The following is a 17,087-nucleotide window of genomic DNA, read 5'->3' as shown; positions in this document are numbered from 1 at the left end:
GATGGTGACGGATCTGAACCGTTGTTCACACTTATCGGATTGTGTGGGCAGCCTACAGGTCCCTGGAAATAGCCTCTCTATAAGACCGTACCCGAAACCGACACAGGTGGACTGGTAGAGAATACCAAGGCGCTTGAGAGAACCACGTTTAAGGAACTCGGCAAAATGCCTCCGTAAGTTCGCGAGAAGGAGGCCCCATCGCTAGGCAACTGGTGGTGGGGGGCACAAACTAGGGGGTGGCGACTGTTTACTTAAAACACAGGGCTGTGCGAAGCCGTAAGGCGACGTATACAGTCTGACGCCTGCCCGGTGCCGGAAGGTTAAAAGGAGGGGTGCAAGCTCTGAATTGAAGCCCCGGTAAACGGCGGCCGTAACTATAACGGTCCTAAGGTAGCGAAATTCCTTGTCGGGTAAGTTCCGACCTGCACGAATGGCGTAACGATCTCCCCGCTGTCTCAAACGTGGACTCAGCGAAATTGAACTGTGTGTCAAGATGCACACTACCCGCGGTTAGACGGAAAGACCCCATGAACCTTTACTACAGCTTCACACTGGCATCAGGATTGTGATGTGCAGGATAGGTGGTAGCCTTTGAAACCAGAACGCCAGTTCCGGTGGAGGCATCCTTGAGATACCACCCTTCGCACTCTTGATGTCTAACCGCGGTCCGTTATCCGGATCCGGGACCCTGTGTGGCGGGTAGTTTGACTGGGGCGGTCGCCTCCCAAAGAGTAACGGAGGCGCGCGAAGGTGGGCTCAGACCGGTCGGAAATCGGTCGTTGAGTGCAATGGCAAAAGCCTGCCTGACTGCGAGACTGACAAGTCGAGCAGAGACGAAAGTCGGCCATAGTGATCCGGTGGTCCCAAGTGGGAGGGCCATCGCTCAACGGATAAAAGGTACTCTGGGGATAACAGGCTGATGGTGCCCAAGAGTCCATATCGACGGCACCGTTTGGCACCTCGATGTCGGCTCATCTCATCCTGGGGCTGGAGCAGGTCCCAAGGGTACGGCTGTTCGCCGTTTAAAGAGGTACGTGAGCTGGGTTTAGAACGTCGTGAGACAGTTCGGTCCCTATCTGCCGTGGGTGTAGGATACTTGAGAAGAGTTGCCCCTAGTACGAGAGGACCGGGGTGAACGGACCACTGGTGGACCAGTTATCGTGCCAACGGTAGTGCTGGGTAGCTATGTCCGGACAGGATAACCGCTGAAAGCATCTAAGCGGGAAGCCCCCTTCAAAACTAGGTATCCCTTGAGGGCCGTGGAAGACCACCACGTCGATAGGCTGGAGATGTAAGTGCAGCAATGCATTCAGTTGACCAGTACTAATTGCCCGATTGGCTTGATTTGATCCAGTAGTAGACAGACACTCCTACAGATCAAAATCATGCATACAACTTGACTTGCACGCTCTTTATTCGGTTTGGTGGTCATAGCGCTGGCTATACACCCGGTCCCATTCCGAACCCGGCCGTTAAGGGCCAACACGCCAATGGTACTGCGTCTCAAGACGTGGGAGAGTAGGTCACCGCCAAACCTAATAAAGAGCGTCATTCATCTCTATAACGATAACACCCCCCCAAATCAGACACAAAATAACGCGGGATGGAGCAGCCCGGTAGCTCGTCAGGCTCATAACCTGAAGGTCGTAGGTTCAAATCCTACTCCCGCAACCACCGAAATCTTACCAATGATCCGCAAAGCCTCCTTAGGGAGGCTTTTTTGTTGTCTATCAACACCTTCCACAAATGAAGAAGGGCCTCCGAAGAGGCCCCCCACATTGGTGATGATCGTGATCCGTATCCCGTCTCGACTGTCTGGGTCCCCTATGAGCTCTACCGGCATCGATGTGCCCGAGGTCGTCAATCTGGTGTTTTTCAAGATTGTCCGCTCCAAGACCAAGTTCTGGCAGATGGTGGGGCGTGGGACGCGTTTGAGCCCAGGACTGTTCGGCCCGGGCGAGGATAAGAGCGAATTCGTTATCTTCGACTTCTGCCAGAACCTCGAGTTCTTCCAAGAAAATCCGAACAAGACAGATGGGCCAACAGCACGCCCGCTAGGCGAGCGCCTGTTCACCAACCGCGTGGAACTGATCGAGGCACTGGCCGAGGCGGAAGAACCGCATGAGCAACTGATCCAGGACATCAAAACGCGGCTTCATGACGAAGTGCTTGGGATGCCGCTCGACAATTTCATCGTTCGCGCCAAGCGCCGGAGCGTAGAGCAATTCCGCGATCCAAAGAACTGGAACAGCCTTTCGCTCGATGATCGCCTCGCGCTGATCGAACAGGTCGCGGGTCTGCCCACGGCTTATGAAGATGGCAACCTGCCTGCCAAGCAATTCGATCTCCTGATGCTGAACGCCCAGTTGGAGCTGATGAAGCAAACAGGCGGCTTCCTGAGCCTTCAGACGCGGATCATCAGCTTTGCCGCTACTCTCGAGGGGTTGGAGAATGTCCCACTTGTGGCCAAAGAGATGGCGCTGATCCTCGAGATCCAGACCGATCTCTTCTGGGAGGACATTACGCCCGAGATGCTCGAGACCATCCGGCGGCGGCTACGCCATCTGGCCGAGCTCATCCAACCCGTTGAACGCAAGATCGTCATCACCGATTTCGAGGACGAGATCGGGATAGGCGCAGAAGTGACCATGCCCGAGGTCGGCAGCGGCGTGGACAAGGCACGGTTCAAGATGAAGGTGCGCCGTTTCATCGAAGAACACCGCGACCACATCACGCTCATCAAGGTGAGGCGCGGCGAAGCCCTGACGCAGCAGGATCTCGACGAGTTGCAACGTATCCTGATCGAACAGCAGATCGCTGATGGTAGCCTTCTGGCAGGGTTGGAAGAGGAAGGTGGGCTCGCGCGGTTCTTGCGCTCACTCAAAGCGTCGGTTTGCATCAGTCTGATCACTTCCGATGCGAACTGTGCCTCAAACTGACTGGTCAGCAGACCGGTACGAAGTCGTGCCATGACCCGGGCCTCTACCTTCGACCGCAGGATCGTTTTGTGGTTCGTGCATTTTACCGGGGGCCGCTGGGTCTTCCGACGTGCGCAGCCGTAGCGTGCCTGGGCGATGACGCTAAACGCGCCCCGGCAACAGCCGCATCTGAGAAGGCCCGAAAGGAGATATTGCGGGCGATGGCTGTCGTTGAGTGACTTACTCCGTTTGGTATGTGCCCTATGCGTTGCTTCCAGCCGGTCCTGAACTCGGTTCCAGAGATCATCGTCGATGATCGCGAGGTCGTGGGCCTCGACATACATGATGTCGTCTGCATCTGCCGGACGGGAAATCCGATTGCCCGTCTCGCTATCCCGGCTGAAGCGGTTACGCCCGTACACGATTGTGCCCACATAGGCTTCGTTGCGCAGCATCCCGTCGCGCTTTTTGGCATTACCGCGAATGGTCGAGTCATTCCACACGCCGCCGCTCGGCGAGGGGATGCCCTCTTCATTGAGACGCGCTGCAATCTGTCTCGGTGAGAGCCCTGACACATAGTCTTCAAAGATCCGACGGATGATGGTGGCCTGTTCCGGAACAATCTCCCGGTTCAGCTGGGAGCGGGTCTGTCTTACGCGATAGCCATAAGCCAGGCCGCCGGCTATACGGCCTTCGCGGGTCATACCCTTTTGACCCCGGCGGACTTTGTCTGCGATCTCCCTCGACGTGTGTTCGGCAATAGCGCCTAAGAACGGCAGGAGCTTCCAATCGAACTTGCCACCATTCGATGCATAGAGTTCTACCCCTCGTGCCTCGAACCAGTCTCCGATCATATTGATATCGATGGCTCTGCGACCGATCCGTTCGACCCCTTCGACAATAACTGCCGCAATATCGCCCTTGCTGACGCGTTGCTTCATGGCCATGACACCGTGCCTTGAGCTGAGCAGGCTACGCCCCGTCTTTGCATGATCCGTATACTCGCCAGCGATATCGAAGCCCAGATGGAGAGCCGTCTCGCGGCATAGCGCGAGTTGATGTTCGCAGCTCCGATCATTTTGTCGATTGCTTGAATAGCGTGCATAGAGCACGACCTTCGGCCGACCATTGATCGTCTTGCGCACTGGGTTAGCAGATGCGGCGCGACGGGCTTTGCGACAGGGTGAGTGGGGCAGAAGGGTCATTGAGTGGTCTCCTTTTGCTGCGTGCGCGCCACATAGGCCCGCGCGATGAGAGTGACGAAAGCCGCGAGATCGACCGTAGCGGTCGTCGGCCCTCCCGGGTTGTCGTTGGCGGCGGTGATCTTTCGAAAGAGATCGAGGCTGAGATACGCGCAGAATATCAGAATGGGTTCGATTCATTGTCGTCCGCAAGCAAGGTCGCGGCGGATCTTGTTGCAACGATCGAGCCGTCAATTAGGCCCGTCGTTCAAAACAAGCTGAACCTACTCAAAAAGCATCTCTCGGCGGCAGGTCGCTTTGCTGCGCGCGTGATGGTCGGACGGGACAGGCAGGTGATCCGTAGCCGCGACGCTAAAAAATATGACGAAAGAGATGAGATATAACAAAGAGTTGGCGCGCCGTGCAAAATAATTCCTCCGAACAATTAAGTCCCCGCGAGCAAAAAGTACCAGATCCTTTCTGAGGACAGCAAGGAACTGCCTCACTTAACCGCTCGAACGAGCTTCACCCCATATAAGGATACTAGAATGAGCAAAGCCGCTCCTCAGACCAATCCCCTGAACAACAAAGCCAATCGCGCTCTCGAGTCTTTTGTCCGAGTCATCGGCACCGAAACGGCCAAGGAGGTCAAGCTAGATGAAGAACGGCAGAAGGCCTTTGGCGCCAGCATGACACCGTTCCTCGAAACGCTCGATGAAGAGACCCGTGCAGGCATATTCCAAGCCATAGAGGCCGTCGCAACGGGGCCCAACCGTCGTAAGATCGCCAGCCATCCGCTCCGTCCGAACGCGTTGATCGAAAGGCTGGAGGCCGAAGCCGAGAAGGACGCTGCGTCGCGTAAAAGTGGCGATAGCGATGGTGGTGCCAACGAGCCTGCCTAAGGGGGGCATCAGAACTGATCGAGGCGGTCGGGTCGCTCATGTGAGCTGTTATTCCCATCATTGGTCGACGGATCGTCTCGATCGTTTTGTCTTAGAAGGGTTGTAATATCACCGGAAAAGGCATCACAGACTTGACCTTCCCACAAACTCTGTCAAAAACCGTCAAATGTGCTTGACGCGCCAATGCCAGTAAGCTGCTGCTTTTCTTTGCGGTGAGTCGCCAAACGGCTCATGACTTGGAAACTTAGATTATCTACCGCGTGCTTACTGGCTACCTTACTTTGAGGTTCTATGGAAGATTTATTGAAAGAAAAAATCGAACTTGAAGCAAGGCGACGTTTAAAAAAATGGAGAAAAGAGGCCAAAGACAGAAAAAAAAGATACGAAAGATTTCAGAAAAAGACTGGGATGCAGGGTCCGTTTCTTCCCTTGGCGGAGCCCGCACTATGGGGGCAATTTAATCAATTTAACCCGTTTTATTGCATCAAAAAAAGTAAATATTTGGCCAGAGTGATTGTAAGAAAAGTAAGGGAAGGTACATATAAGCCTCAGTCCTCTGTTCGTCACGAAATTCCTAAGCCAAACGGGTCGGTTCGGTTGGTTGATGCATTTGGTATACCAGATGCAGCTCTTTGTACTTATCTAAGCTCAGCGCTACGCGAGCGAAACGATCGCATATTCTCTGCCTACAGTTATGCCTATCGTCCCGGAGTAAAGCCAATAGATGCAATCGCCAGGCTTGCAATTTTTATTAAATCAGAAAAGGTATTTGCCAGTAACTATGATTTCAAAGATTACTTTGGATCAGTAAGTCATGACTACATCCATAAAGAAGTTTTAAACTCAAGAAAATTCAAGATAACAAATTTCGAGAAAACTGTAATATCCGCGCTTTTAACGCATGAATTTATTACGAAAAGCGGAGAGAAAAAGGCTAGGTCGCTCGGCTTTCCTCAGGGGAACTCTCTGTCATTGTTTCTAGCTAATGCCGTTGGAGACAGTCTTGATAGACTGTTGGATAAATCCAATGGGAACTATCTAAGATATGCTGACGATAGCATTGTCATCACATATTCATACGAAGATTCAATCAAAGCGATGGCGGCTTATTCTGAGTTTTCACAATTGACGCGAGTAAAAATTAATACCAGCAAGGAAACTGGAATTAGTATAGTCTCTGACCGAGAGGGGGAGATGAGGACTCAAAAGTCGTTGGCATTTTTGGGTTATGAGCTGTCAAAAAATAAAATTACCCTTACCGAGGTGGCGAAATCAAAGTTAAAGTCACGCTGCTCAAAGATTATTTATAGAAATCTATTGATGTATCCTAAGAGACTTAAATGTATCCCTTCGGGAAGAGTTGATAGATTTGGTGCGGACTGGGATCTCCTAGCCTGCATTTCCGAACTTCGTTTTATGCTTTATGGTCATTTGTCACACGATAGAGTTAAGAAATACCTAGATGGACGAAGTCGTTTGAAGTCAATGCCGGGCTCAATTTCATACTACTGCTTAGTTGAGGCTGTAGCTGATTTTTCGGAACTTGACGGTTGGCTTGTCTGGGCTGTCTCAAGGGCATTAGTGGAGCGATATAAATATCCCTTATATGATGTTGGTATTTCCAAGCCCTTGATGCCAGCGAACGACGAGCTGATTGATGGCTCATGGTTGAAGTCGCATCGACGCTTTGAAGGTCGATTGCCCAGTTTTGTCCTGGCGTGGAGGGCAGCACGGAAGGCATGGTTTAGTTACGGAAATCTTGGTGTTAATGACGGGCGCGATGTGTATGAACTCCAATGAAGTTGATGAATTTTATAGAAAAAAAGTTGCTTCTATAAGAAAGACAGCTTATATAAGATTTGATGTCGCCGAAAGGTTGCAAGCAATCAATTATATAAGTTTAGTCGCATCGCTAATTTTGACGACCTATCTCTCTGCTTGGGCGATTTTCACGGTATTCTTTCCGAACGTTTTAAGTTCTCGCGAGAGTGAGTTTGTGTCTTACATCGCTGTGATGGCTACAATCTCTCTTATGCTACTAACTGTCTTGGATTATGTGGCTGATAGATCTGTGAAAGCACAGACCTTTTTAAGGTGTGGGAACGCGCTCCTTCAAGTTGCGGATGAACTGGAACATGCCATTCTTTCTAAAGAACACGCGTCTCAGTTGAAAATAATCGTTGGAAAATACCATTCTATACTGAATGAATCTTCTTTGAATCACACCTCGGAAGATAATGATTTGTACGATCAAAAATCTAACTTGCGAAAAGCAGGTTGTTTCTCACGTTACCCGATGAGGCTGTTCTTCATTTGGTCCGTTGTTCTTTACTACGCAAAGAGAATTTCGCTCCAAATAATAGTTGCAATTATGGTAATTGCGCCAACTGTGGCGATTATAAAAAACTTAACCCTCTTCTAAAGCTAGATCCACATTGACACTTAGACCATCCTCTCTTCCTGAGGCTCCGTAATTATCGAGTGATACTATGGTTATTTTTGGTCTGCAAAAATAGCATTGTGAGATATGTTGCTAAAGTGGGGAGCTGGTAAGATTTCGGTGGTGTCAGGCTCCCGCAACCAACACTAATTCACCAGTATTATCAAAACCTTCCAGCCGCGCGTCGCCAGACTGCGCGGACGTTTGCGTGCGTGCCTCCTCCTGAGCTGACGCAAGTTGAAGTAATCGTAAGCGTTGCATTTGAACCCTTCTGAGGGGCAGATCTCTCCCCTCGTCACTCTGCTAGGATCCTCGAAACACGAGGTATCATGCATGAATGACTTTCCAAAGATTCGGAACCACTATGGCTTTGCGATCGAGTTGCATCCAGGAGGCCGTCGCGTTTGGCCACCCGCCCGTCAGCCGCACGTGTTGTCTTGCGGGAACGACTCTCTGGGGTTGATGACGCGGCAGCGGCGAACGCTGCCGAAGAAGCTGCCTTCAAGAGCAAGGGGCGCGTCTGTGAACGCTTCATCATCGCGCTTCCTGTTGAAGCAAGTGCGGAGCAACGTGTTGCCCTGGTCGCTGCATTTGCTGAGCAACTTACCGCAGGCAAAGCGGGCTTTGTTGCCGCGCTTCATGACCAGCGAGGAAATGACTTGCGGAACCCCCATTTTCACTTGGTCGCGTTCGACGTGCACGAAAAATCGGGAGGGCGCGGACGGCCCCGAAGTGTGATCGGTTTGGCGAGGAAAGGAGCTGTCGAAGCGGCTGCGAAGTCATGGGCGGATGTGCACAACGGCATGATGACGCAATGGGGTTTCGGAAGAGAAAGCCTGATCGACCATCGGTCGTTTGCTACCCGCGAAATCGAGAGAATCCCGACGATCCATGAAGGCCCCGCTGCACGCGCAATGGCGGCGAAGAGGAAAATCCCAGCGCCAAAGGCCGAATGGCAGCGCATCGACAGCGGCACTTCACGTGCCGACGCCAACAAGATCATCCGAGACATCAACAAAGACATGGAGAAGTTGAATGAACACACCCATCGATTGGGAACAGGCGATGACAGAAGTGCAGAGCAACGCGAAAGCCGCCGCCCGCCATTCGGAGCGGACATTGAACGGCGTCGCCGAGATTGCACACAGCCACAGCCGCCATTTGTCGCGCCTCGACCAGATGCAAAAGACCTTGGATGCGATGCAGGAGGCGTTGAAGAGCCGCCCGCATCCAATCCAGCCTTCGACCGTGGCAGCCAAGGCATCAGCCCCATTCCCCCTATTCGTAGCGTTGGGCCTCTTCGTCGCTGGCGTCATGTGCGGCGCGTTTATCGCGAACTTCTGATGCTGCGCGAGACGCTGCGGGTTCGGCTTTTGCGTATTGAGGCGCAACGCCGCCCCCGCGCTACACCAGCGGCAGTGCAGGTGGAACAGGACGCGAAAGAAAGGTCTCCAGGCAGGCCAGACCTTCCGCATCAACGACCGGAACTCCCTCTCGGTCGCTGAGGTCGCCATCCCCGCGCAGCATGATATCAAACCCATGTCGCAGCCCGTAGCGGTCGCATTGCGCGGCGTTCGCCGCCAGGTGGCAAAGCCCCGGATCAGAGGTCAAAAGAGCCACTGCGAGATGAAGGTCTTCGCCAGTCAGACCACTGGGGATTTTAACGAAGCAAAGCCGCAATGGGTTTGATACCTCCAGCCAATGCGGAGCCAATCGCTCGAAGCGGGCTTGGATCGCTTTGAAGTCTTCAGGAGCGAAGAGGCGAAGCAAGAGGCACGGGCCGAGCGAACGCCGGGCATGTGGCGCGTCGGCGGGGTTCTCCCGGTCAAGGGCGGCGAAGGTCTCTGTCAGCGCGACACGGAGACCGCCAGGGGCTTGGAGGACGAAGCCAGGTGCGCGGTCCTTGCCGCGATAGGCTTTCAGCCCAACCTTGCGGGCGCAACTCGACCCCACGGCAACTGGCATTTCATGGGCGGGGAGGTAGTATCGGCGGTTGCCGTTGCGGTCGTTCGGGAGGGGGCGCGGATGGTCGCAGAGATAGTCAAGCAGGGGGGGCGCTCATGGCGGGCTTCCTTTGCTGTTGTGGGCCGTAGGAAGCATTTGGGAATCTCTTTCCGGAAGGAGGAGCGACTTTCGCGAAAAACTTTCGGTCCTGGCTCAGGTCATTGCGATTCCACGGCTTTCTCGTGTAGCAAGATAGCAACCCAGAACAGAGCCGTTCATCAGGACGGCCACAGAGCGAGAGACCTGAAATGCCCACCTTGGACTGGATCGGCAAGAAAGCCGTCGTCAATCACCATGCAGAAGTTCCTTATCGCCTCGTGCATTGCGACGGCGACCTTTCGGCTGGTGATCCAAACGCAGGCAATCTTCTTGTCCAGGGGGACAACCTCGAAGCACTCAAGGCGTTGCTGCCGTACTATGCTGGGAAGGTAAAATGTATTTACATCGACCCTCCATACAACACCGGAAATGAGGGCTGGGTATATAATGACAATGTGTCGTCTCCGGAGATCAAGGCTTGGCTGGGCAAAGTCGTAGGAAAAGACGCCGAAGATCTTTCCCGTCACGATAAATGGTTGTGCATGATGTATCCGCGCTTGCGGCTACTCAAAGACTTCCTTACGGAAGATGGCATTCTAATAGTGAGCATTGATGACAATGAATGCCATTCATTAAGATTTTTACTACAAGATATTTTCAAATCGAACCTGGTTAGCAGCCTGATCTGGGTAAATGAAGGTAACATCGACAACCAAAGCAAGATTAAACAGCTTCATGAATACGTTCTTGTTTTTGAAAAGACCAAAGGTTCATTTGGACTTCCTGCGTTAATTGACCCAAATATCGGTGAGGACAGCAAGCTTTCGAATGACAAAATTCTTAATACCATTGTAAAGAATGGTCCAAAGAATCCGATTTCCACTATAAGTTTACCCGAAGGATTTCCAGCGGATTTTGACGAGGGAGAAATACCAGTCCCTCACGACCCTAACTTTTGGCCGAAGTTTGATCAGCCAATAAAGGTATCCGGTGGAAAGATCACGCATCCAATTGATGTTGAAAGTGGGTGGAGTTCAAAAGCCCAGTGCGAACTCTTCATCAATAACGGATGCAGTGACATTCTGGATCGAAAGGGTCAGAAAACACGGTTTCACATTACGAAATCTGGTGCAATTTTCAATGAGAAAGACCGAAGTGAAAACCAAAGCCATGTTCTCTCCGTCTTGCATAACATGGGGTCGGTTCAAGAAAGCGCTGCCGAACTTGCAACGATGAGGCTGAACTTCTCTTACCCCAAGCCGCGCAGGTTGATAGAATACCTTATCAAAATGGCGACGAACCCCGGCGATTTAGTAATGGACTCATTTTCCGGCTCAGGGACAACTGCTCATTCGGTTTTGTCCTTGAACGCCGACGAAAAACCAGACCGACGTTTTATTGCTATAGAAATGGATGAAGCTACTGTCCGCGACATCACTGCCCCTCGGCTCAGACTGGCCGTTGAGGGATATCTTCCTTCAAATTCACCAAGTAAACCCGTCGGACCGCTTGGCGGTGGCTTTCGATATTGCAGGCTTGGGGTTCCGCTTTTCAATGAGTTTGGGGATATCGGCCTTGAGGTGAATTTCCCCGATCTCGCAGCTCACGTTTTTTTCTCTGAGACGGGATCTCCCTTGCCAAAGCGTGTCGATGGCTCGACCCCGTTCTTGGGGTTGCATAAGGATACTGCCATCTTCTTGCTCTTCTCTGGGGCGGAGCAAGGCATACCCCGTGAAGCTGCCGGAAATGTCCTGACACCTGACGCCCTGGCATCTCTACCAACTCTCCCTGAAGAGTTTGAAGGAACGCGCGTGGTGTATGCAGAGGGCTGCACTGTTTCGCCCGAGAGATTGAAAAACGAGGGAGTTATCTTCAAGCAGATCCCCTACCAGATCGAGGGAAATTGAAGATGGCTGCCGTAAATCTGGAACTGAAAGACTATCAACGCGCAGCTTTGACGAAACTCAGAGACTACTTGCGTGACTCTGATGGAATGGGCGCCAACATTGCATTCTACAAGGCAACCAACCTGCCTTACCGGAATGCTCCCATGATTGCCGAAGGGACACCCTATGTCTGCCTTCGCATCCCGACCGGAGGCGGCAAGACCATCACCGCTGCCCATGCAGTCGGCGTGGCAGCGCAGGAGTTCATGAAGTCGCAAAACCCCATGGTGTTGTGGCTCGTGCCCTCTAATCCCATTCTCACGCAGACCGTCGAGGCGCTGAAGAACCCGGAACATCCCTACCGCGCTGCTTTGGCAAAGGACTTCGGGCGCAACATCACCGTCATGACGAAGGCAGAAGCCCTGGCAATGTCCCGCGCCGATGCAGAGGGGGGCGCTTGCATAATCGTCTGCACCATTCAATCTTTCCGGATCGAAGACGAGAAGGGCAATCAGGACCCGGAAGGCCGGAAAGTCTACGACGACAACGGCGCACTGATGGACCATTTTTCGGGCCTCACAGCGGCCCAGACAGCCCGCCTGAACAAGGTGGAGGGCACAGACCGCCCCATCGCTTCGCTTGCCAACCTGCTACGCCTACATCGCCCCATGGTGATCGTTGACGAGGCCCATAACGCCCGCACCGCGCTTTCGTTCGATACGCTGTCTCGCTTCAATCCATCGCTCATTCTTGAACTGACGGCGACGCCACAGACCGAGCACGCGCCGAGCAAGGATCAGCACGCGTCCAATATCCTCTATTCCGTTTCAGCCGCAGAGTTGAAAGCGGAACAAATGATCAAGATGCCGATAAAGCTGACGACGGATCGAGACTGGCGGAAAACCATCGGCGCAGCCTTGGATTGCCAGGAAGCATTGGAGAAAGCCGCACTGGCCGAGGAGAAGGAGACCGGAGAATACATCCGCCCGTTGATCCTCTTCCAGGCTCAGAGCGCCAGCAAGACAGACCCGCACCGCCTGACTTGGGAAAAAGTTGAGGAGGAACTGAAGGAACGCAAGATTCCGGCAGAGCAAATCGCTGTGCATTCAGGCCCCAGGAAAGACCTGGACAGCTTGGAAAAGCCGATCACCGACAAGGATTGCCCTGTTCGATACGTCATCACCGTGCAGAAGTTGAAAGAGGGCTGGGATTGCCCCTTTGCCTACATCTTGTGTTCGGTCGCGGAGCAGACCTCGGCAACCGCCATTGAGCAAATTCTCGGGCGCGTCTTGCGAATGCCGAAGGCCGCAAGGAAGCGGCGCGATGCGCTGAACCAGGCCTACGCCTTCGTTGCTTCCGCGAGTTTCGATGAGACTGCTACACGGCTGAAAGATGGCCTGGTTGACGGCGCGGGCTTCAACAAGCTCGAAGCAGACGAGATCGTTTCGCGTGAACCTGGCTTGGGCTTTGAACAAGACCAGGAAGAATATCAACACGAGTCAGACCCGATGGAAGACGAGGGTATGACTGGCGAAGAAGTTCAGGAGGCTATTGCAAAGCTTCCGGCTTCGGTGAGAACACGCGTGAGTTTTGATCCTGAGAAGAAATCGGTGAGCTATCGCGGACCGATGACCAAAGAGAGCCGAAACCTTCTCCAACTTGCTCTCGCAAAATCGACAAAGGCGACCAAGGTAATTGATCGACTTTACGCCAAGTCGAATAACTTCCAAATGTCGGCAAGCCAGGAAGATGAAAAGCCCCCGTTCATCGTGCCGCTCCTCGGGTTCCGCAAGCAAGGTGAGCTACAGCTTTTCACGAAAGAGCAGTTCCTGGACTTGCCTTGGCGGTTGGATGAATGCGACCCGTCGGATATATTGAACCGATTCAAGATCGTTGATCACAGTCAATCCGGTCAGATTGACGTCAGCGACAAAGGAAAAGTCGAAATCGACTTTGTAAAGCGTTTGCAGGGTGAGTTGTCGCTGGTTGTCCAAGAACGATCATGGAACCTACCTCGTCTGGCAAACTGGCTTGACGGTGGGATCAAGCACGCTGACATTACCAAGCCGAGTGCGATAATTTTCATTTCCAATGCGATTGAGGCTTTGATTGAATCTGGGTTCACAATGGATGAACTTGCTCGAAACAAATATGATCTGCGAACTTCTATCAGAAGGTTGATCGACGATCTGAGAGCAAGCAGAGAGCAAGGGAACTACAATGCTCTATTCGCGGCTGACGCAGAGGCTTTCGCGACGAGTTCGGAACTGTCCATGATATTTGATGAGCAGAGCTACGCTTTCAATCAGCCGTATTCGGGTGCAACAAAATTCAATAAGCACTACACTCCACTGGTTGGCGATTTGAAGGCCGAAGGGGAGGAGTTCGAATGCGCCCGATACCTGGATAGAATGGATGAGGTCAAATACTGGATCAGGAACGTCGAGGGAAAAAAGACTTCATTTTGGCTTCAGCTTCCTCACCAGAAATTCTACCCCGATTTCGTCGCGATGTTGAATGACGGGCGCATTCTTGTCGTGGAATACAAGGGCGGCATTTATTACGACGGTGAAGAGCCAAAGCGTCAGATAGGGAACGTTTGGGCAGAAGCAAGCAATGGCCAATGCCTTTTCTGCATGCCGACCGAAAGAGGTTTCGACCTGATCAATCAGACCATCGCCGTTTAATCACCTTCTCCAGTTGGGCGAAGTCCTCAGACTTCGCCCATCCACATGGCGCGGATGTAGGCTTCCTGGTCAACACCGTTAGCGAGCACTTCCCACCGATCCATCATCCAAAGCCCCCATTTTTCAAGCAAGATTTCGCGAGGGTCGTAGTATTCCGCGCGGTTATATGCATTCTCGGTTTCACTACCAACAATGTGTGCCAAGCTGATTTCTGCTATTTTTTCGTCGCAGTCCGCGATTTTGGTTGCCCATGTCCTGAAAGCGGCACGCATCCCATGCACCGTTGCAGTCGGGTAATGTGTTTGAAGAAGCTTCCTCATTGTATTTTCGCAAATTGGCTTCTCCGGCTTTGTTGGCGATGGGAATACCAGGGGCTGAGAATTCGGCGTCTTTTCTCGTAGACGCAGGATCAATTCTCTTGCCGGAATGGATATCGGGACCCGAAAAAACGGATCGTCGCCCTTCAATCGCCAGCCTCCTTTGAGAATTTTCTTTGGGATTCTCCATTCTGTGAAACCATTTTCGAATTGATCCCACCTCGCTTGTCGAATGGTTCCGGATCGCATTGCCGTGAATGTAGTGAATAGCAGCGCATAGGCTCCAATCGCTTCCGATTTGATCAGGACCTTGACCAGATCGGGAAGCTCTTCGTATGGGATCGCCTCGAAACTTTTGACTTCTCTGTCTTGTGAGCGCATCACAGTTCTTGCGGCTTTCCCGGGATTTCCAGTGGTTCGATACCCACGCGCACATGCAACTTCGAGCACCGCCGTAATGCGCTGTAGCACACGATCTGCCGTTTCGCCTTTGGTGTGCCAGATCGGCTCAAGAACGGCCTCGATGTCGTCCAGAAGTATTTCTGCTACCGAAAGCCGACCCATCGTCGGGAAGGCGTAGGTCTCAAGCGTGCGTATCCATTGCGCGACATGCTTGCCGTTTGATCGCTTGTTCTCAATACGCTGCTTGTGGACCTGACGCGCCAACTCTTCGAAAGTGATCTCGCGACCTTCCTGCCGCCGCTGCGGTAATTTTGGATCGCCCCCCGATCTCGCGATTTTGCGCCATTCGTCGGCTTTTGTCCGAGCTTCTGCGAGACTGACCAACTTGGCCGAGCCAAGTCCGAAATCCCGACGCTTGCCGCGCACCATGAGGCGAACCATCCAGCGTCGTGCGCCGGAGGCATCGACTTCGAGATACAGCCCACCGCCGTCGGTGTGCCGACCGGGAGGAGCCGAGCGGACGAAAGCCGCATTCAGTCGCTTCTCAACATGCGGGCCATGCCGCTTGCCGTTCGATTCGGTAGGTCCGATACCATCCATCTTCCACCCCACAATTTGCCCCACAATTGAAACGGGCGCTTGGGCACAAGATGTTAGGTGTCAGGTTAAAAAATCGCATAGATATAGGCGATTTCGGTGCCATTTTAGTTCTTGACAAGGCAAAATGGCGGAGACGAAGGGATTCGAACCCTCGATACCGTTCCCGGTATACTCCCTTAGCAGGGGAGCGCCTTCGACCACTCGGCCACGTCTCCGTTGACCCGTATAGCCGACCAACTCTCGGATATACAAGAGCAAATTTTAGATTTTGGACAAAAAGACAAAAGCGCCTTCAAGCCTCTGAAAATGCCGGAAAACACCCAGATTTACGGTACTTTTAGTCAGGATCTGATCGTCGCCTTAAGGCTGTATTTTGCGCGGAATTTATCCCCACGGAGATCAATCGCGCAATATGTCCTCGGTTCTTTGCTCATGGATCTGAAAAACTCCGCCAGAATTCGCCGCTTCTATTTCTGAGACGTCCAGAACGATCCCACCTCCTTGTCAGTGTATTGACCCAGCTGAATCTGCTCAGGTTAAGCCGCTGATCTGAATGCCTCGACAGGCGTGCGCATTGCAAGGGCCTGATGAGGGCGGCGGTTGTTATGAAAGCTGATCCAGTCGCCGATGACGCGGGTCGCGTGCTGGATGCTCTCGAAGCGGTGCCGGTGAATGCACTGCTCCTTGAGTGTGCGGATCACGCGCTCGACCATTCCGTTCTGCTGCGGGCAGTGCGGCGTGATGACCTCCTGGCGCAGGCCATAGCTACGAACCAGAGCTGTGAAGTGGCGGCTGGTAAAAACGAGCCCGTTGTCTGACCTTAGCAGAAATCCCCGATCGACCCGACCGAGCGTGCCGAACCGGCTGATCAGGGCGTGCTCGAGCGCGGCACTGGCCGTGGTAGCCTTTCCTGAGCGAGACAGGTGCCAGCCCAACAGTTCGCGCGTGTGGCAGTCGATGACCAACGCCAGAGACGCCCAACCGTCCTTCCCGGTCCAGACCCGCGCCAGATCCGTCGACCACCTCTCGTTTGGCGCGGTGGCGACGGAGGGCACCGCCTCGATGCGCGGCCGCATGCCCACAGCGCGCTTGCGGACCTGCCAGCCCTTGAGCTGAAAGATCCGCTGCACCGTGTTCTTGTTGAAGCCAAGCAGCCACGCGACCGTGCGATAGCCAAAAGACGGCTCTTGTTCGATCAGCGCCTTGATAGGATCGGCGAAGGGAGGATCGATCTTCGGCGCGGCTTTGGTCGGTGTATAATAGACCGTCCGCCGTGGCACGCCGAACCAGGCGCAGAGCCTGGCGATCGAGACCGCTACACCATCGGCTAGCAGGCCCTCATGGAGCGTCCGGATCAATTGCCGTCCTCCGTTCGGCAGTGGCCTCGGACCAGTGGCGGCCTACTGCCTCACCATGAGGGCCTGCAGCTTTTTTCGAGCGCGCAGTTCCAGCATCGCCTCACCATAGGCTTCCTGCAGATCCTTCAGCTGCTTCTCGTATTGCTCGCGAATGTCGAGCGGGTTCGCGCGCAGGGAGTTCTCCATGCCCCGCTTTGCATCCTCGACCCAGCCTTCGATCTCGGAAGGCGTCAGGTCGAACGATCGGCTGGCTTCGGCCACCGTCGTTTTGCCTTGAATGATCTCGATGACCAGCGCCGTCTTCCGCTTGGCCGTCCAACGTTTGATGCTGTCGTCCATTGTCATACTCATTG

Annotated in this window: 13 protein-coding genes, 2 tRNA genes and 2 rRNA genes (1 of these 17 only partly in view); 11 read left to right on the top strand and 6 right to left on the bottom strand. The window is 53.3% G+C overall.

From position 1 onward, the window contains the following. The 8 genes from WDB88_RS17315 to WDB88_RS17280 all read left to right on the top strand — a co-directional run. Positions 1 to 1,348 (top strand): 23S ribosomal RNA (locus WDB88_RS17315); it begins 1,483 nt to the left of the window's first position. Positions 1,349 to 1,420: 72 nt separating this feature from the next. After that, positions 1,421 to 1,535 (top strand): 5S ribosomal RNA (gene rrf / locus WDB88_RS17310). Positions 1,536 to 1,597: 62 nt separating this feature from the next. Continuing rightward, positions 1,598 to 1,674, top strand: a tRNA-Met gene (locus WDB88_RS17305). Between the two features lie 152 nt (positions 1,675 to 1,826). Continuing rightward, positions 1,827 to 2,939 carry a hypothetical protein gene (locus WDB88_RS17300; protein WP_339109918.1) on the top strand — a complete coding sequence of 371 codons (1,113 nt, stop codon included), beginning with the start codon at positions 1,827 to 1,829 and terminating at the stop codon, positions 2,937 to 2,939. A 1,183-nt stretch (positions 2,940 to 4,122) separates the two neighbouring features. After that, positions 4,123 to 4,503, top strand: a complete 381-nt coding sequence (locus WDB88_RS17295) for a hypothetical protein (RefSeq protein ID WP_339109917.1) — start codon at positions 4,123 to 4,125, stop codon at positions 4,501 to 4,503. A 144-nt stretch (positions 4,504 to 4,647) separates the two neighbouring features. Further along, positions 4,648 to 5,001: a hypothetical protein gene (locus WDB88_RS17290; RefSeq protein WP_339109916.1), complete on the top strand. Its 354-nt coding sequence runs from the start codon at positions 4,648 to 4,650 to the stop codon at positions 4,999 to 5,001. Positions 5,002 to 5,292: 291 nt separating this feature from the next. Beyond that, positions 5,293 to 6,801: a reverse transcriptase domain-containing protein gene (locus WDB88_RS17285; protein WP_339109915.1), complete on the top strand. Its 1,509-nt coding sequence runs from the start codon at positions 5,293 to 5,295 to the stop codon at positions 6,799 to 6,801. Next, entirely contained in the window at positions 6,788 to 7,423 is a 636-nt protein-coding gene (locus WDB88_RS17280; protein ID WP_339109914.1) for an SLATT domain-containing protein, read from the top strand. Before WDB88_RS17285 ends, WDB88_RS17280 begins: the two co-directional genes overlap by 14 nt. A gap of 437 nt (positions 7,424 to 7,860) precedes the next feature. On the opposite strand, the gene WDB88_RS17275 is transcribed toward WDB88_RS17280, so the two are convergent. Then, positions 7,861 to 8,142, bottom strand: coding sequence for a hypothetical protein (locus WDB88_RS17275; RefSeq protein ID WP_339109913.1), 282 nt, complete (start codon positions 8,140 to 8,142; stop codon positions 7,861 to 7,863). A gap of 334 nt (positions 8,143 to 8,476) precedes the next feature. Here WDB88_RS17275 and WDB88_RS17270 point away from each other — a divergent pair, with 334 nt between their 5' ends. Continuing rightward, the gene (locus WDB88_RS17270) at positions 8,477 to 8,785 is read left to right on the top strand and encodes a hypothetical protein (protein WP_339109912.1); all 309 of its coding nucleotides are present in this window, start codon (positions 8,477 to 8,479) and stop codon (positions 8,783 to 8,785) included. 60 nt (positions 8,786 to 8,845) lie between these two features. Here WDB88_RS17270 and WDB88_RS17265 read toward each other — a convergent pair whose 3' ends face one another. Beyond that, the gene (locus WDB88_RS17265; RefSeq protein WP_339109911.1) at positions 8,846 to 9,406 is read right to left on the bottom strand and encodes a hypothetical protein; all 561 of its coding nucleotides are present in this window, start codon (positions 9,404 to 9,406) and stop codon (positions 8,846 to 8,848) included. Between the two features lie 287 nt (positions 9,407 to 9,693). On the opposite strand from WDB88_RS17265, the gene WDB88_RS17260 reads away from it, so the two are divergent. Both WDB88_RS17260 and WDB88_RS17255 read left to right on the top strand, forming a co-directional pair. Beyond that, entirely contained in the window at positions 9,694 to 11,391 is a 1,698-nt protein-coding gene (locus WDB88_RS17260; protein ID WP_339109910.1) for a site-specific DNA-methyltransferase, read from the top strand. A gap of 2 nt (positions 11,392 to 11,393) precedes the next feature. Next, a complete protein-coding gene (locus tag WDB88_RS17255) occupies positions 11,394 to 14,057 on the top strand; it encodes a DEAD/DEAH box helicase family protein (protein WP_339109909.1) in 2,664 nt (887 codons plus the stop codon). A 26-nt stretch (positions 14,058 to 14,083) separates the two neighbouring features. Here the strand turns inward: WDB88_RS17255 and WDB88_RS17250 are convergent, their stop codons facing one another. The 4 genes from WDB88_RS17250 to WDB88_RS17235 form a co-directional block, all read right to left on the bottom strand. Continuing rightward, positions 14,084 to 15,376, bottom strand: coding sequence for an integrase arm-type DNA-binding domain-containing protein (locus WDB88_RS17250; RefSeq protein WP_339109908.1), 1,293 nt, complete (start codon positions 15,374 to 15,376; stop codon positions 14,084 to 14,086). A gap of 125 nt (positions 15,377 to 15,501) precedes the next feature. Further along, positions 15,502 to 15,591: transfer RNA gene (locus tag WDB88_RS17245), tRNA-Ser, on the bottom strand. A gap of 321 nt (positions 15,592 to 15,912) precedes the next feature. Continuing rightward, on the bottom strand, positions 15,913 to 16,734 hold the full coding sequence (locus WDB88_RS17240; RefSeq protein ID WP_339108529.1) for an IS3 family transposase: 822 nt from the start codon (positions 16,732 to 16,734) through the stop codon (positions 15,913 to 15,915). 42 nt (positions 16,735 to 16,776) lie between these two features. Continuing rightward, complete coding sequence (locus WDB88_RS17235) at positions 16,777 to 17,085, bottom strand: DUF1153 domain-containing protein (protein ID WP_339107151.1); 309 nt, start codon at positions 17,083 to 17,085, stop codon at positions 16,777 to 16,779. Positions 17,086 to 17,087 lie beyond the last annotated feature (2 nt).

Origin of the sequence: Thioclava sp. GXIMD4216 (assembly GCF_037949285.1) — a bacterium.
GTDB lineage: Bacteria > Pseudomonadota > Alphaproteobacteria > Rhodobacterales > Rhodobacteraceae > Thioclava > Thioclava litoralis.
Note: the sequence above shows the minus strand (reverse complement) of the source record. Positions and strands in the feature narration are given on the sequence as shown.

Coding starts and splice junctions, on each gene's coding strand:
- WDB88_RS17300 (WP_339109918.1), top strand. CDS start 1,827: ATGAGCTCTACCGGCATCGATGTGCCCGAGGTCGTCAATCTGGTGTTT.
- WDB88_RS17285 (WP_339109915.1), top strand. CDS start 5,293: ATGGAAGATTTATTGAAAGAAAAAATCGAACTTGAAGCAAGGCGACGT.
- WDB88_RS17255 (WP_339109909.1), top strand. CDS start 11,394: ATGGCTGCCGTAAATCTGGAACTGAAAGACTATCAACGCGCAGCTTTG.
- WDB88_RS17290 (WP_339109916.1), top strand. CDS start 4,648: ATGAGCAAAGCCGCTCCTCAGACCAATCCCCTGAACAACAAAGCCAAT.
- WDB88_RS17270 (WP_339109912.1), top strand. CDS start 8,477: ATGAACACACCCATCGATTGGGAACAGGCGATGACAGAAGTGCAGAGC.
- WDB88_RS17265 (WP_339109911.1), bottom strand. CDS start 9,406: ATGCCAGTTGCCGTGGGGTCGAGTTGCGCCCGCAAGGTTGGGCTGAAA.
- WDB88_RS17235 (WP_339107151.1), bottom strand. CDS start 17,085: ATGAGTATGACAATGGACGACAGCATCAAACGTTGGACGGCCAAGCGG.
- WDB88_RS17260 (WP_339109910.1), top strand. CDS start 9,694: ATGCCCACCTTGGACTGGATCGGCAAGAAAGCCGTCGTCAATCACCAT.
- WDB88_RS17250 (WP_339109908.1), bottom strand. CDS start 15,376: ATGGATGGTATCGGACCTACCGAATCGAACGGCAAGCGGCATGGCCCG.
- WDB88_RS17280 (WP_339109914.1), top strand. CDS start 6,788: ATGAACTCCAATGAAGTTGATGAATTTTATAGAAAAAAAGTTGCTTCT.